The 15,748-nt window shown below is 64.5% G+C and carries 9 protein-coding genes; 5 read left to right on the top strand and 4 right to left on the bottom strand.

What is annotated here, in order from left to right; genetic code table 11:
* Positions 1-114 precede the first annotated feature (114 nt).
* On the bottom strand, positions 115-2,106 hold the full coding sequence (locus ACR9ZJ_RS11130) for a bifunctional 2',3'-cyclic-nucleotide 2'-phosphodiesterase/3'-nucleotidase (protein WP_481287786.1): 1,992 nt from the start codon (positions 2,104-2,106) through the stop codon (positions 115-117).
* A 192-nt stretch (positions 2,107-2,298) separates the two neighbouring features.
* Positions 2,299-4,221: an alkaline phosphatase family protein gene (locus ACR9ZJ_RS11125; RefSeq protein ID WP_481287785.1), complete on the bottom strand. Its 1,923-nt coding sequence runs from the start codon at positions 4,219-4,221 to the stop codon at positions 2,299-2,301.
* 155 nt (positions 4,222-4,376) lie between these two features.
* Here ACR9ZJ_RS11125 and ACR9ZJ_RS11120 point away from each other — a divergent pair, with 155 nt between their 5' ends.
* The 5 genes from ACR9ZJ_RS11120 to ACR9ZJ_RS11100 all read left to right on the top strand — a co-directional run bounded on the left by ACR9ZJ_RS11120 (position 4,377) and on the right by ACR9ZJ_RS11100 (position 11,194).
* Positions 4,377-6,686 carry a TonB-dependent receptor gene (locus tag ACR9ZJ_RS11120; protein WP_481287784.1) on the top strand — a complete coding sequence of 770 codons (2,310 nt, stop codon included), beginning with the start codon at positions 4,377-4,379 and terminating at the stop codon, positions 6,684-6,686.
* 56 nt (positions 6,687-6,742) lie between these two features.
* The gene (locus ACR9ZJ_RS11115; protein WP_481287783.1) at positions 6,743-7,783 is read left to right on the top strand and encodes a glycerophosphodiester phosphodiesterase; all 1,041 of its coding nucleotides are present in this window, start codon (positions 6,743-6,745) and stop codon (positions 7,781-7,783) included.
* 83 nt (positions 7,784-7,866) lie between these two features.
* On the top strand, positions 7,867-9,375 hold the full coding sequence (locus ACR9ZJ_RS11110; protein WP_481287782.1) for an amino acid permease: 1,509 nt from the start codon (positions 7,867-7,869) through the stop codon (positions 9,373-9,375).
* Positions 9,376-9,540: 165 nt separating this feature from the next.
* A complete protein-coding gene (locus ACR9ZJ_RS11105; protein WP_481287781.1) occupies positions 9,541-9,888 on the top strand; it encodes a hypothetical protein in 348 nt (115 codons plus the stop codon).
* A 52-nt stretch (positions 9,889-9,940) separates the two neighbouring features.
* Complete coding sequence (locus ACR9ZJ_RS11100) at positions 9,941-11,194, top strand: hypothetical protein (RefSeq protein ID WP_481287780.1); 1,254 nt, start codon at positions 9,941-9,943, stop codon at positions 11,192-11,194.
* Between the two features lie 103 nt (positions 11,195-11,297).
* Here the strand turns inward: ACR9ZJ_RS11100 and ACR9ZJ_RS11095 are convergent, their stop codons facing one another.
* Together ACR9ZJ_RS11095 and ACR9ZJ_RS11090 are read right to left on the bottom strand one after the other, a co-directional pair.
* Positions 11,298-14,333 (bottom strand): TonB-dependent receptor, encoded by a 3,036-nt coding sequence (locus tag ACR9ZJ_RS11095; protein ID WP_481282277.1) that lies wholly within the window; start codon positions 14,331-14,333, stop codon positions 11,298-11,300.
* 269 nt (positions 14,334-14,602) lie between these two features.
* The gene (locus ACR9ZJ_RS11090) at positions 14,603-15,709 is read right to left on the bottom strand and encodes a hypothetical protein (RefSeq protein ID WP_481287779.1); all 1,107 of its coding nucleotides are present in this window, start codon (positions 15,707-15,709) and stop codon (positions 14,603-14,605) included.
* Positions 15,710-15,748: the final 39 nt, after the last annotated feature.

Raw genomic sequence — 15,748 nt, 5'->3', positions numbered from 1 at the left:
GGCCAGGGCGCGGCAAGCAACCATCGCCGCTGAAGCGGCTCCCACACGACAGCGGCTCCCACACGATATGCGGGTGGGAGCCGACCCTGTCGGCGATTCAGGTCGCCGGAAAGGTCAGTGCTTCGACAAGTCGATCGAGTACACCGCCGTGCCGTCGCCGTTGTCGCGCAGCTGGCGGATCGGCAGGCCGAGGGATTTCGCCACGTCTTCCTTCCCGCTGGCCGAGGTGAACGTCACCGCGCCCCTGGTCTTCAACGGCGCGAAGGTCCACGAACGCTTGTCCACGTCCTTGCGCGTCAGCGTCTTTTTCGCCTCCACCCAGTGGATCACCACTTCGCGGTTCCCGTCCGGTGCGCTCAGCACGATGTTGGCGTCGTCCATGCCGGGAAATCCGCCGCCACCGCTGGCGCGGTAGTTGTTGGTCACGACGATGAACGGCTGGCCCGGCTTCACCGGCTTGCCCTTGTAGCGGAGGTCGACGATGCGCTCGCCCTCGGGCTTGCTGACGTCGATGGTGTAGGTGATGCCGCCCTGCATCTGGTCGAAGTTGTAACCGGGGAAACCGCCGATCAGTGCCTGCTCGCCTTCTTTCGCCGGATCGATCCGGTTGAAGCGCGTCGCCGACTTCTCCAGCCAGGCCTTCACGCCGGCACCATCGATCTTCACCGCGGCGAGGGTATTTGGATAGAAGTACAGGTCGGCCGCGTTGCGGATCGTCATCGGGCCGGCGGGGACGTCGGTGAAGTCGTCCGGGCCGCCGAAGCCCGTGCGGAAGGCGGATGCGGCGGAAAGCACGGGCACGTCCTTCCATTCCGGATGCGTGCGGCCGAGTTCGTCGCGCGCGTAGTCGATCTGCGCCGCGTTGACCACCGCCAGCGCGGACATGTTGCCTTCGTCGGCGAAGTAACTGCTGAGCGGATGGTCGGTGGCGCCGATCGGCGTGTTCACGTAGGCGATGGCGGCCTCGTGGGCCTCGCGCACGATCGGCGCGATGGCGGGGTCGGGCGCCACGCATTCGTTCTTCTTCGGGCAGATGGGGCGGACCTGGCTGTGGCTCTTGTCCTTGTCCACCACCCAGCGGCCCGCCTCGCGTTTCAGCGTCATGTCGATCACGCCGAGGTCCTTGCCGAAGAAACCGCCCATGACGGCCGGCACGCCGCGGACGAGGCCGCGTTTCGCGTCCACGTCCTTCATGTCGGCATAGCGCGGTCCGGGGAATTCCGTGTGCGAATGGCCCAGGAGCAACGCATCGATGCCAGGGACGCCGGCGAGGTACCAGCCACCGTTTTCCATCTGCGGCGTGTACGGCGCCGTGTTCAGTCCACCGTGCAGGATCGCGACGACGAGGTCGGGGTGCTGGGCTTGCACTTCCGGCATGTACTTGTTCGCGGCTTCGACGACGCCATCGACGGTGACCTTGCCGGCGAGATTGCGCTTGTCCCAGTCGAGGATCGGCGGGGGAGTGAAGCCGATGATGCCGATCCTGACCGTGGTGGTGACCGGCTTGCCATCGGGGCCGGTCGCCGTGACGGACTTCTCGACGATCGTCCAGGGCTTGAAGATCGGCTTGCCGTCGCGTGCGCTGTAGACGTTGGAAAGGACCAGCGGGAACTTCGGTCCGGCGCACTGTCGCGGGCTCACGCCATCGACGTTCATCGCGGTGTTCGTCACCTGGGCAAGGAAGGGCAGTCCATAGTTGAACTCGTGGTTGCCGGCGGTGCCGCCGTCGTAGCCCACCGCGTCCATCGCCTTGTAGATGCCCAGTTCCGTGTCGCAGCCCACCGGCTTCACCAGTGCCTGGTAGTCGGCGAACACGGAACCCTGGATGGTGTCCCCGCTGTCGAACAGCACCGTGTTCGGGAATTCCTTTCGTGCTTCACGGATCAGCGTGGCGACGCGCTCGTAGCCGAAGGTCGGATCGTCCTTCTGCTTGTAGTAGTCGTAGGAGAGGATGTTCGAATGGACGTCGGTGGTCTCGAGAATGGCGAGGTCGAGCGTCGCCCCGTCCTTCACGCCGGTGGGCACCGTGGATTTTTCGGCGGGGGTGCCGGCGCAAGCGGCGAGCAGGGCGGCCGAGAGCGTGGCCAGGGCGAGAGGCTTGAACATCGTGGGTATCCGGTGGAGACGGGGTTCGGGGCGGGAAACTAGCAGAAATGCCGGAGCGGGGTTTTCCGGGGCTCATAAGGTGGGAGCCGACCCCGTCGGCGATCGGGTGCTTGCGGGGACCTTGCCCGCTGCCGCGGGATCGCCGACAAGGTCGGCTCCCACCAGGGCAGGGAGTTTCCATGGGACGAGGGGTTACTGGCGGTCGGCTTTCGCTTCGTCGAAATAGGTGTAGGTCTTGCCGTTGTCGTCGAGTTGCCTGGTCTTCAGGACGAACCGGTACGACGTCCGGTTCATCGGGGAGCCGTCGACGCGGCGGATATCGAGGCCGGTGGCGGTATCGGTGGTTACGCTGGCCGCCTTCACCGACAGGCCTTCGGCGCTGCGGCCGGCCAGCCCTTCACGCAACACGCGCCCATCCGTCTTCCCCAGGTCGAGCTTCAACAGCGAGGCCAGCGTCGGTGCGAGGTCCACGTTGCCGCTGGGCAGTTCGCTACGCAGGCCCGGCCGGAAATCCGGACCGGTCGCGACGAGGAGGTTATGCACGTCCACCGGACTGAAGCTGCCGTGCATGCCCCGTTCGTTCGACATGCTGGTGTACTCCGTGCCCTTGAATCCCTGCACCGTGGCATCGGCATCGAAGTCGTAGCTCACCACGATGTCCGGTGCGCGCTTGTTGGCGAGGCGCACCGTCGCCAGCGGCAGCGTACCGGGCAGTTTGCCGTACCGGGCGTCGACGAAGATCGCGCCGAAGGGTTCGCGGCTCTGGAGGAAACGCACGGCCTTCCGTACCAGTTCGCGATCGTGCGCGGGCTGGTAGAGGTATTCGCTGCCGCCGTTCGGGGCGATGACGAAGGCATCCTTCGGCAGTTCCGCCGGAACCTTGTACGCGGGCGTCGTATAAGGACCGGGCTTGCCACAGACCCTGCCGTCGTCGTCGAAGCGGGTCGGGCGAAGCAGGCTGCCATCGGCCTTCACGCCGGACATCACAGGCGCGTAGATGCACCCGAATCCGTCGAAGGCGGTAAACCCCGCACGGCTCATCTCGTCGGCGAGGCGAATGGCACCCGAGGTGGAATAGCCCCACTCCGCGTCCACGTGGCCCACGCGGCCGTCGTTGATGGTTCGCAACGGAAACAGATCCATCGGCCCGGAAACGTTGCTATGCGCATGGTCGGACACGATGACGAGGTCGGTGTCGCCTTCCATGCCCAGCTCCTTCAATCGCGCCTGCAGTTTTCCCAGCAACTCGTCCTGCGCGCGCAGTGCAAGGTGGAAGTTCGGCGACCCGACACCATAGGCATGCTCCGTGGAATCCGGATTGCGCAGCCAGACGAAGCTGATGTCCGGCTTCTCGACCGGCAGCACGTAATCGAGGAAAGCTCGCATCAGGTAGGCGTTGGCGGCCGCCGGCGGTGCCCCCGCGCCATCGGACGCGTCGGAGGTGACGCCGTCCTTCAATGTCACCAGCGGTAGCGGTGCCGTCGGCGTGCCATTGTCCGGTTCGAGCTGGAAGCGATCCGGCTCATACGCATGCACCGTGTTGGCGGGCAGGGGAAAGCCCGCGCCGGCGAGCTTCTTCGCGAATGCCAATGGCAAGGCGACGTTCTCGTCGAGGATGGTGCCGCCCTCGTGGAGGTCCTGCAGGAAGGCCGGGCCGGACTTGCCGATCACCGCCGTCTTCAGGCCCGCCTTGCGCGCCTTCCCGAGCAGCGTCGGCGCCTGCAACAGGTCATGGTCCCAATGATCGTCCAGTGCACGAAGGACGGCATAGTCCTCGGTGTAGATGGGCGCGTTGAAGTCGCTCGGCGCGCCCTTGGCATCGAAGCCCCTGGCGCCCGGGGCCCAGAAGCGGTTGCCGAAGAAGCCGATCGTGCCGGGGAAGGAACCAGTGGCGAAACTCGACGCGTTGACCATGGTGAAGGTCGGGTAGGTCGCGTGGTTGTCCGCGAAGTAGGTGCCCTGTTTCACCAGCGCCGCGAGGTTTGGCGTGTCTTCCTCACTGATCGCGTCGGGCCGCATGCCGTCCCAGACGAAGACGATGACGCGATGGGCCGCGTGGGCCTCGACGGCGAGAACCATGAGGCACAGGGCGGCCAGTCGGGCGAGTCGGCGCATGGGCGGTACCGTGAGGTTAAAAGGGGAAATGGTGACGCCGCGATGTTGCAATTCGGGGACGCTGTCGCAACTGCGACCCACGTCACCGCTTCGCAACATCTTCCCGGAGTCGTAAAAAAACGTAAACACTCGTCAGTCACCCTCGTCCGCTTCCCATGACGAGTTACCTGTCGATGATGTATTCCCGCCGCGCCCTGTTCCTCGCCCTCGCCTCCGCGCTTGCCTTCCAGGCCCACGCCAACGATGCGCCGCCGCCGAAGACCCAGGACCTGGAAGCGGTTTCCGTCATCGGCCAGGGCGAAACGCGCCAAGTGCAGCGCATCGTGCCGGACGACCAGAAGGTGCTTCCGCCGGGGACCAGTCCGCAGAAGATCCTCAACCGCCTTCCCGGCGTCTCGGTGCAATCGAACGACGCCTTCGGCGCCAACGAGGAATCGCAGTCGATCACCTTGCGTGGTTTCAACACCACCCGCCTGGGCTACACGCTCGACGGCCTGCCGCTCGGCGACAACGCCTACGGCAATTACAACGGCCTGAACATCTCGCGTGCCTTGCTGCCGGAAAACATGGCCACGGTCGAATTGTCCGAAGGCATCGCCGCGCTCGGCACGGCTTCCACCAGCAACCTCGGCGGTGCCATCCAGTACTTCTCGTCGGACCCGGCGAAGACGTTCGGCGGCAAGGTGGCGCAGACCTTCGGCAGCGACCACAACCGGCGTACCTATGCGCGCATCGATACGGGTGACTACAAGGGTTTCTCCATGTACCTGTCGGGCGCCCACGCCGATGCGGACATGTGGGCACGGCCCGGCTCGCCGACCAACACCAAGCAGTTCAATGGCAAGGCCGTCTACGAGTTCGGTGAAGGCAACCGCATCACCGGGTTCGCCGATACCTCGCGTACGAGCCAGGCCGACTACGCCTACCTCTCCAAGAGCGGCCTGAAGCGCGGTCTTGGCTGGGACTGGAACCTTTATGCCCCCGACTGGAACCGTGCGTTGGCGGCGGCGTATTGCGCGCCCGCATACACCAAGGGCGGCGTGAGCGATCCGCGCTGTGGCTTCTCCGGCGGCGTGGACAACATCGACGACGCGTACTACCAGAGCCGCGCGCTGCGCCGCGACGATCTCTACTACCTCGCGGGCGACTTCGCCGTCGCCGATGCGGCCACGCTGCATACCCAGGTCTATCACCACGAAAACGCCGGCCAGGGTCACTGGTGGTCGCCGGGACAGAAGTCCAACCCGGGTACGCCCGATGAACTGCCGATCTCGATCCGCAGCACGAACTACACGATCAACCGCAACGGCGCCATCGCGTCGTTGTCGTGGGACCTGGGCAGCCACCACGTGGAAGGCGGGGTCTGGTACGAAAAGAACGACCATCACGTCGAGCGCAACTTCTATTACATCGACGGGCCGGTCAGCGACGATCGCTATCTCTCCGATCCGGATCGTCGCCTGTTCGCGCAGGACTATACGATCACCACCAAGCAGGCCTACCTGCAGGACAGCTTCAAGGCGCTGGACGACCGCCTCAGCATCGACGTGGGCGTGAAGAGCCCGCACACCACCATGAAGGCGGTGGAACTGCCCGGCGTGGAAAGTCCCTATGCCAATGGCACGCTGAAAGCCGGCAAGTCGCTGCTGCCGCAGGCCGGATTGGCGTTCCAGCTGGCACCGGGCCAGGAGATCTTCCTTTCCTACGCGAAGAACATCGCCGCCTTCCAGGGTGGCGGCGCGGGTGGCCCGTTGTCGGTGTCGCAGGCTGCTTTCGACGGCACGAAGTCGAACCTGAAACCCGAGGAATCGCGCTCGATCGACGGCGGCTTCCGCAGCGTCGGCGAGGGATACGAAGCGTCGGTCGCGTTGTACGACGTGAAGTTCGACAACCGCCTGCTCTCGCTCAATCCCTGCCCCAGCATCGAGGTGGGTACGCGCCCTGAATGCAATACCGCCTTCGTCAACGTCGGTTCGGTGAGCAGTCGCGGTGCGGAGTTCACCTTCATCTGGAAGCCCGTGCGCGGTTTCGAGTGGTATAACTCGGCGTCGTTCAACGACTCCACGTACGACGACAACTACGTCGCCAGCGGCAAGGTCGTTCCCGTGAAGGACAAGACCACGGTGGATACGCCCAGGCGCATGTTCGCCAGCGAGGTCAGCTGGACCTCCGGCCCCTGGTCGGCCAGCCTGCGCGGCAAGTACACCGGCAAGCGCTACTACACCTATACGAACGACCAGAGCGTGGCCGGTGCGACCTCGTTCGACTTCGGCGCCAGCTACGACTTCGGTCCCGTCGCCAGCCTGAAGGCGCTGACCCTGGCCCTCAACATCACCAACCTCACGGACCACCGCTACGCGACGAACCTCACCGCGTTCGCGGCGACCGACCCGCAGGGCCGCGCCCTGGCGTTCCACGCCAGCGCCCCGCGGCAGAGTTTCCTCACCCTCACGGCGGATTTCTGATGAAGGCGTTTGCTCTATCCTCGTGCGCTGTGTTCCTCGCCCTTGGAGCGATGCCGATGCCCACGACCGCCGCCCCGGTGCCACCGCTCGCCACGAAGGTCCTCGTCATCGGCCATCGCGGCGCCAGTGCCCTTCGGCCCGAGCACACCCTGGCGTCGTACGCGGTGGCCATCGAGGACGGCGCGGATTTCGTCGAGCCGGACCTGGTCTCGACCAAGGACGGCGTGCTGGTGGTCCGCCATGAGAACGAGATCGGGGGCACCACGGATGTCGCCGCGCATGCGGAGTTCGCCAGCCGGCGTACGACGAAGACCGTCGACGGCGTGACGATCACGGGCTGGTTCATCGAGGATTTCACCCTGGCCGAACTGAAGACCTTGCGCGCCCGGGAGCGCCTTGCCGACATCCGCAAGGCCAACACGGCGTTCGACGGGCAGTTCAGCGTGCCTACCTTCGACGAGATGATCGAATTCGTCGCCGCCGAGGCGTCGGCACGCCAGCGGGTCATCGGCATCATTCCCGAGATCAAGCATTCCACCTATTTCCGTGGCCTCGGCCTGCCGATGGAAGACAAGGTGCTGGCGACCCTGGACGCCCATGCCTACACACGCGACGCGCCGGTGGAGATCCAGTCCTTCGAGGTCGGCAACCTGAAGTACCTGCGAGGAAAGCTCGGCAAGGCCCATCCCAACGTCCGCCTGTTGCAGCTGATGGACGTTGCGGCGGAGCATCCGGCCGACGAGCCGTCCATCACCTACGGCAAGATGATGACCCCCTCGGGCCTGAAGGCCATCGCCGCTTACGCGGACGCGATCGGCCCCTCCACGCGGAGCATCATTCCGCTGGGCAAGGACGGCCGGTTGGGGCCTGTTGCTCCGCTGGTTCGCGATGCGCACGCCGCCGGGCTCGAGGTCCATCCGTACACCTTCCGCCCTGAAAATCACTTCCTGGCCTCGGATTTCCGCAATGACGCCGGTGACGCCGCGCGCAACGAGGCCGGCTCCGTGGCTGAGATCCGCGCCTACCTGGCCACCGGCATCGATGCCTTCTTCACCGACGACCCGGCCCTGGGGCGCAAGGCCCTCGACGGACGCTGACGCGGCGCATCAGCCTGCGCTGACGACACTCCGGGCTCGCCCGGCTATGATCCCCGGTCAGCCAGCCCCAGGGGATCCACCCGATGTCGTTAGCGAAGTTCCTGCGCCACAAGTCCGTCGAACAGCTCCAGGCCGAAGTGGGCCAGCGCAGGGATTTCCGGCGCGTGCTGGGCCTGTGGCAGCTCACCGCGATCGGTATCGGCGGCATCATCGGCGTGGGCATTTTCGTGCTCGCGGGCCAGCAGGCCGCGCTCAACGCCGGCCCGGCGGTCGCGCTCAGCTTCATCATCGCCGGCTTCGGCAGCGCCTGCGCGGCGCTTTGCTACGCCGAGTTCGCCGGACTGATCCCGGTCACCGGCAGTGCCTACACCTATGGCTACGCGGTGCTCGGCGAGGGGGCGGCCTGGATCATCGGCTGGGATCTTCTCCTCGAATACGCGCTGGTGGTCGCCGTCGTGGCGATCGGCTGGTCCGGCTACGTGCAGGTATTGCTGGCCAGCGCCGGCGTGCACCTGCCGGAATGGGCGCAGAAGAGCATGAGCGCCGACACCATGAAGTATTTCTGGCAGCAGGGACCGGGCTCGCTCGGCGTCTCCTTCGCCGCGCCCGTCGCCGCGCCGACCGATGGTCACCGCTTCAACGTGATCGCGGCCGGCATCTCGCTGCTGGTGGCGATCCTGCTTTCCGTCCGCACCGAATGGGGTGCGCGCCTGAACACCCTCATCGTGGGCATCAAGGTGCTCGGCGTGGCGCTGGTGATCGGTGTCGGCGCCTTCTTCATCAACACGGCCAACTGGCACCCGTTCATTCCGGAGCGGATCCTCGACGACAAGGGCGTCGGTCACTTCGGTTGGCACGGCGTGCTTACCGGCGCGAGCGTGGTCTTCTTCGCCGTGTTCGGCTACGACACGCTCACCACGGCGGCCGAGGAAGCGAAGAACCCGCAGCGCGACCTGCCGCGAGCGGTGCTGCTCTCGCTGGCCGTCGCGATGGTCCTCTATATCGCCGTCTCCCTCGTGCTCACCGGCATCGTGCCGTACGCCACGCTCAGTGGCGAGGCCTCGGTATCCGATGCGTTCAATGCGATCGGCCTGCCCTGGCTGAGCAACGTGATCGCCGTCGCCGCCGTGATCGGCGTGATCAGCGTGTTGTTCGCCTTCATGCTCGGCGCGGCGCGGATCTGGTTCGCGCTCTCGCGCGACGGCCTGCTCCCCGCATGGTTCGCCCGCGTGCACCCGCGCTTCGGCACGCCGGCACGGCCGACGATGATCCTCGGCATCTTCACCGCGATCGTCGCCGGCCTGCTGCCGATCGGCGAGGTGGCCGAACTGGTGAACATCGGCACGCTCAGCGCCTTCATCCTCATCTGCGCATCGGTCCTGGTACTGCGCGTGCGCAAGCCGGACCTGGAGCGCAAGTTCCGCACGCCGGCCGTATGGTTCGTGGCGCCGCTGGGCATCCTGTTCTCGCTGGCGCTGATCTGGGGCTTGCCCTGGATCACGTTCGAGCGCTTCGCCCTATGGATGGGAATCGGCCTGATCGTGTACTTCACCTATGGCGTGAAGCACAGCAAGCTCAATCGGGAGAGCTGACTAGCGTCGGCGCGGCTTCGGCATATCCGACCGAAGTCAGGGCACATCGTGTCGTGAATCGGCGCATGATCCACCGCGCCTACAACGTATGAACTATTTCGCGCCCGCCTGATTACTTCTAATTTTCCATCCCGACATCGATGTCATGTGAGCAAGGAGAGCTCCATGAAGGATGAACTGGATATCCCATTCCGCGCATGGTTCATGGAGTTCCTCTCCGTGATTTTCCTGCCGCGCCGCATTTCCTCGTCCTTTCCGTGCGCGTTGTTTCTCGCTTCCGCCATGCTCGTGTCGGGAGCAAGCACAGCGAAACCGGTAAAAGAAGCCGTAAACAACGACTTGACCTTCGGGCGCCTGGTGGTGCCATCACTCGCTCCCGACTATAACTGCTCCGAGGAAACGAGTTCCTCGCGGGGGCCCGAGATATCGGCGATCGAGGGAAAGGTGAAGGATAAGGAGTGCCCCCTCCTCAAACCCGCTTTTCGAAAGGCCTACGACCGCGCACAGCCGTGACGATCGCAGGCAGCGGCATGAACAGCTACGCGTTGCGAGCAAGGAGAGCTCCATGAAAGTCCTGGACCACGGGTTGCACCGTCTTGCGTTGACGGTGGCTGTTCTGATCGTTGCACTTCCGGTGCCTGTCATTGCGGCGTCGCTGACGAGTCTCGGACACGCCGCCGGCGCGCAATGCAGTGCGAGCGATGTCAACGACTCCGGCGTCGTCGCCGGCAGTTGCAAACCCGGCAATACGAACGGTTCGCTCGTCGCCTGGGTCTCCACGGCGGGTAGCGAAGTCGCTCTTCCTCCCCTGGCAACGGGCAAGGGTTGCGCGGCCGTAGGGGTCGCCAACAATGGAAGGGTGATAGGCAGCTGCTCGGATTCAGGCGGCGTGGTGTTCGCGGTAGCCTGGAGCAGTACGTCCCCGGGGACATCTCCCACCAAGCTGGCGCCTTTACCTGGCCTGTTGGGATTGGGTGCCGACGTAAGCACCTCGGTTGGGGCATACAACCAGTCTGGATTCGTTGCCGGCCAGAGCATGGGGGGTAACGGAAACTCGACGGCCGTCCTCTGGCCGCCGGGTAGCGGGACGGCTGTGCAAGTGTCGGGCAGCGGCGATAACTGCGAGGTAGCGGATGTCGCCAATTCGGCGGGCGGCGGAAATCCCGCGGTTTTGTTGAATTGTCCGAGCGGAACAGGCACGGTAACGCCCAAGGTCGCGACGCCAACCGGACCGCTGGGGATTTACGTCACCGCCAATCTGGCGAAGCGAACCGGAAGCAGCTATTGCGTCGGAACCGCTATCAATTCTTCGTTACAGATCATCGGCACATGCGTGTTCCCGACGGCACCCTTTGGCAGGGCGGCGTTCTGGGCAAATCCCGCGGCGACAGCCAGCGTTCTCAATCTTCCGAACTTCGGCGGGGATAACATAGGCAAGCGAAGTGCCGGCCTGTTCCTCAATGACCTGGGTCACCTGGTCTACCGGTATCAGATGTCCGATGGTCGTCAGAACGACGGGTTCAGCGACCCAGTAAACAATGTCGTCCTTTCTATTCCGCCACTGCATGCGGATGCGACGGTCATGGCGACAGCGCTGGGCGACAACGACCTCGTCGTCGTGGCGGGTGACAACGGCAGCGAGAACACGCAGGCCGCGATCTTCAATCCGGCATCGCCACTGGTCGTGACGCCGGTGCCTTTCTTTGGCGGAGGCGCGAAGAGTCTTCTTGTGACCGCATCCAAGGGTGGGTCATATGCCGTCGGCATTGCGGAAGACAGCAATCACGACGCCAACGCCGTCTCGACGACGTTGCCGTGATCGCCATAACCTGATCGAAGAATTTGTGCCCGTTGACCAGGCCATGTATATCGGGGGCGGCCCGACAAGGCCGCCCCCGATACGTTTCCGACGCGTATCGGCCTCAGTAGTCGTAATTCACGCTGAGCCGCACGTAGCGCGGAAGCTGGCGCGAGGTCGGCGTTCCATAGAGCGGATTGGCCAGGTTGGGGTTGGACTCGGCATTGGGATAGATGCCGATCACCTTCTGCTCGTTGAGCACGTTGAACACGTTGGCGTTGAACGCCAGCTTCGAATCGGCGAAGGCCGGACGATAGGTGACGCCGAGATCGATCTGGCGCACCCAGGGCAGGCGTCCGTGGCTTCCCGGTGGCGAGGGCAGGCCATTGCAGAAGTGGTAGCTGTTGCCATAGCCGGCCGGATCGGTGCGGTCGACGCCGAAGTATCCGAGGCAAGGTTTTGGTGCGCCAGAGATCATGCTTAGGTTTCCGCTGACCAGCCACTCGGGCGTGAACTCGTAGTAGCCGAAGAACTTCAACTGGTGCTTGTGATCGTTGTTCTGCACGCCGTTGGTATTGACCATGATGTACGAGTTGTCCCAGTCCTGCGTCGTGGAGACCGCGGTCTGGCCCGTGCCGCGCGATTCGCGGTAGAGATCCGAGCGTAGCTGTCCTTCCGTGTTGCCATAGCTTCGCGAGAAGGTGTAGCTCACCTTGCCGTACCAGCCGTTGCTGAAGGGATGCTCCAGGAAGGTTTCCAGCGCGTAGTAGCGGCGCTTCAAGCGGTCGAAGCCGAATTCCTTGTTGGTGAGCGGCACGCTCACGTAGTTGCCCGAGGTGTCGACGAGATTGAAGGTGTTCGCCTTGCCCGGGTTGAACAGCCAGCAGCTCACGGGGTTGCTGTCGGTGGTGACGTCGTAGCCGAGCGACTGGGCCTTGGCTAGCACCAGGTCGATGTCGCAGTAGTCGTCGATGGCGTTGCGCAGGACGCGTTGCGTGGCCTTCGCGCCATAGACCCAGTCGGTGCCCAGCGTCTTGGTGAAGCCGAGGATGAATTCGTCCTGGTACTCCGATTTCAGGCCCTTGGTCGTCACCGTTTTCGGATCGGGCAGTTGGCCGAAGGTATTGTTCGCCGCGACGGGCGGCGAGATGGTGGTGAGGCCGGTCGGCGTGCCATCGGCGGCGATGCCACCGTACGTGAAGTATTGCGAGGTGGTGAGTGCGCCGCCCGCGGCGTTCAACGCCGGATTGAGCGGCAGGCCCAGGTAATACCGGCCTGCGTTGGCGTACACCTTGAACGTCGCGTCGCCGTAGACGTCCCAGCTGGCGCCGAGGCGCGGTGCCCATTGCGGCTTGTGCTGCGTGATGAAGGCATCACCGTCCGCATTGAAGTTCTGGAACTGGTCGTTGCGCAAGCCCACCGAGAGCAGCCAGCGATCGTTGATCTGCCACTTGTCCTCGATGTATTGCGCGCGCTGCGTGGAGCGCACGGTGGCGAGGCTGCTGTTGATGTTCCGCACCACGTAATAGCCTTCGGCGCCGTTGGGGAAGCCGCCTGTAGCCGGCACGCCAAGCCCGGTGGAGATAGGCGTATCGGGATCTCCCTGGCCATAGGTCCACGAGTAACCCGGGCCCGAAGTGACCGAGCCCTGGTCGAGCGCCGTCGCGGTCTGGTTGTCGATGCCGGCGGTGATCGTGTGGTCGCCGATCTTGTAGGTGATGTCGAAGCGGGTGTTGGTGGTGCGGTTGCCGCGCCCGGAAGGAATCAGGCTGGACACGGTCTGGCTGTTGCCGCGCCCGATGCCGCCGTTCAAGGCCGGATTCTGGTTGACCAGGCCGTCCACATAGGTGAGCGAGGGATCGTAGCCGCCGGGTGCGTCGTAATCGGTGGTGTGCAGCTTGCCGTAGAGGGCGGTGATGGTGAGATCGTCGGTGATGTAGCCGGTGTACTTCGCCGTCCAGAGGTCGCCGCCGGCCTTGGTGTCGTCGTTCTGGCCGATGCGGGCGAGGCGCGTGCGGCTGTTGTAATCGTAGTTGTAGACGCTGCCGGAGGTTTCGTACTTGTCCGATGCGCCGGTCACTTCCAGGATGTGGTTGTCCGTGATGTTCCAATCGATCTTCGCGTACCAGCGCGGCGAGTCGTATCGGTAATCCACATAGGGCTTGGTGCTGGTGTAGCCGCTGACCGGGTTCACGGTGTTGCCTTCCTGCCGCTGGAATTCGCCGGCGACGAAGACGAACAGCTTGTCCTTTATCAACGGTCCGCCGGCATAGGCGCTTACCGTGGTGCTGTCGGTGTCGTTCTCGCTATCGGGCGCATACAGCGAGCCCGCGCGTGGCGAGGCGGGCAGGCCATTCTCGTAGTAGCGGTCGCGCTGGCTGGCGCGGGCGAAGTTCGGCTCCCACAATACCTGCGCGCCGAAATGCCAGTCGTTCGTGCCGCGCTTGCCGACCACGTTGATCACGCCGCCGTCGGAACGGCCGTACTGGGCGCTGTAACCGCCGGTATAGACCTCCTGCTGGTCGATGGCACCGTAGGGCAACGACAAGCCGCCGAACCCGCGCAACGGGTCGGTCGTGGCGAAGCCGTTCACGTAATACGCGTTTTCGCTGGCTGCCGAACCGCCGAAGCTCACCAGGGAGTTGCCCGTAGGGCCCTTGAAGCTGCCGCCGTTGTTGACCACGCCCGGCGCGAGCAGGGCGATGGCTTCCGAATTGCGGCCCAGCGGCAGGCGGGCGAGCTGCTCGGAGGTGACCACGGTGCGGGAATCGATGGTGGAAACGTCGATCTTCGGCAAGGCCGACGCGGACACGGTCACGCCGCTGAGCGTCTGGGCCTCGCTCGCCGCGAACGACACCTCGGTGCCGGCGCCGACCTTGAGCACGATGTTCTGCCGCGTGTCGATGGTCTGGCCGTGGGCGCGCAAGCTGACCGTATAGGTACCCAGCGGCAGCTGGCCCACGGAATACTTGCCACGGTCGTCTACCGGAATTTCGCGGCTGAGGCCGGTATCGCTGGTGACGACCACCGTCTGGCCGGCGGCGACGGGTGCCTGTCCGAAGATGCCGCCCGTCGTCGACTGGGCGAAAGCCGCGGGACTCGAAGCGAGCGCCAGCGCGACGGCAAGAGTGGTCTTGTTGAGGGACTTGAAGCTGAGCATGAAGAAACGCCTCCTCGGAACGATTTCAAGGCAAAGGCATGCCCGGGCTCCGCGGACGCGGAACCTGGATATCGGTGTTGTGGTGACCCCCGGGCACATGCCCGACACCGGCAACCGAGGGGTTGCCGGAGCGGGATGAGCCGATAAACGCGTGCGAACGCGTCGCTTCCGTTCAGCAGACAGCGCGTGCTGCGATGCAGCACTTGCTACCGGTTATAGCGAAAAGTTACGAAGTTGTATAGGGGTATGGACGTCCTTATGGGGCGTCCTTATTGACAGAAGAGCGGAATCCCCGGCGGATCGGGGTTGACCGGCACGGTCCACTCGCGCGCCAGATGGACGCGAATGTTGCGTTCGTTCTTCCGCGAGTAGCGATAGCAATTGGACCGCAACGCGACGGTGCTGGAGATCAGGTTGGTCTCGCATGGCCAGAATGACGACCATTGCACCTCGGCGTCTTCATGCGTGGCGGCCAGGGTGTGCCCGTATTCATGGGCGATGATCGTGTAGCGGCCCGAGAGCGAGGCGATGGCTTCTTCGCCTCCGAGCCACGCTTGCCCGGTGACGCCGGGCAGCGGCTCATGACTCGTGACGAGCATGAACTTGTATTCGAACTTTCCCGGGATGCGCGGCAACTTGTTCCGTCGCTCGTAGAGATCCATCGCCGTCGTCCAGTCGCGGAGCGACCCCTCGTGTCCATAGGGCATATCGGTGAGCCCCTCGACCTGCTGGCTATAGATTGCCCACAGCCGATAGGTCGGAAGGATCGTTTTCATGTCCGCGATCCACCAGGCAACGTAACTGGCGTGTATATGCCTTCGGTCCACGCCGAGCGTGTCGTCGTGAAGGAACATCCAGAATGTCAGCGTGGGCGGTTTGTTCACGCCGGGACGCCTGGGTTCGCTGGTGTTCCGTCCGGATAGGCCCTTGCGGTCTGCATGTTCCACCGCGACATGTTTCGCGTTGTCGTCATTCGCGGACTCGATAACGTGGGGAGTGTCGTCTTCGCGGTCGAAGCCTGTGACGGATACGCCATCGCGGCGAGCCACCGTGATGTCCAGGTGGTCGCCGGAGCGGGTGACGACGGCCTGCTCGCCTTTCCAGGTCGCAAGGTACATGTCGCCGGTTTCGCCGTCGGCGAAACGAACGCCGATGTCGAGTTGCGATTCGACGACGAGAGCGTTCGCTTCCTCTGTGCCGCGCGATCGCTGCGTCGACGCGGCAAGGGATACGGTACGGGGCAACCCCGCGGCGACGGCCCGGTCGAAGGCCGTGATGGGATGTGTGGTCGCCGCTTGCGCAGCGCAGGTGCCGGCCATGCAGGCGGCGGCAAGAATGACGGTACACCGCGACGCGGTGGTGTATGGCTGGGCCATGGCAGTCCTTTGCGGGCGTTGGTTGGGAGCGGAGGCAGT

This window comes from Luteibacter sp. KNZ12-1A, assembly GCF_056755675.1.
This window is presented reverse-complemented; position numbering and strand designations above follow the sequence as displayed.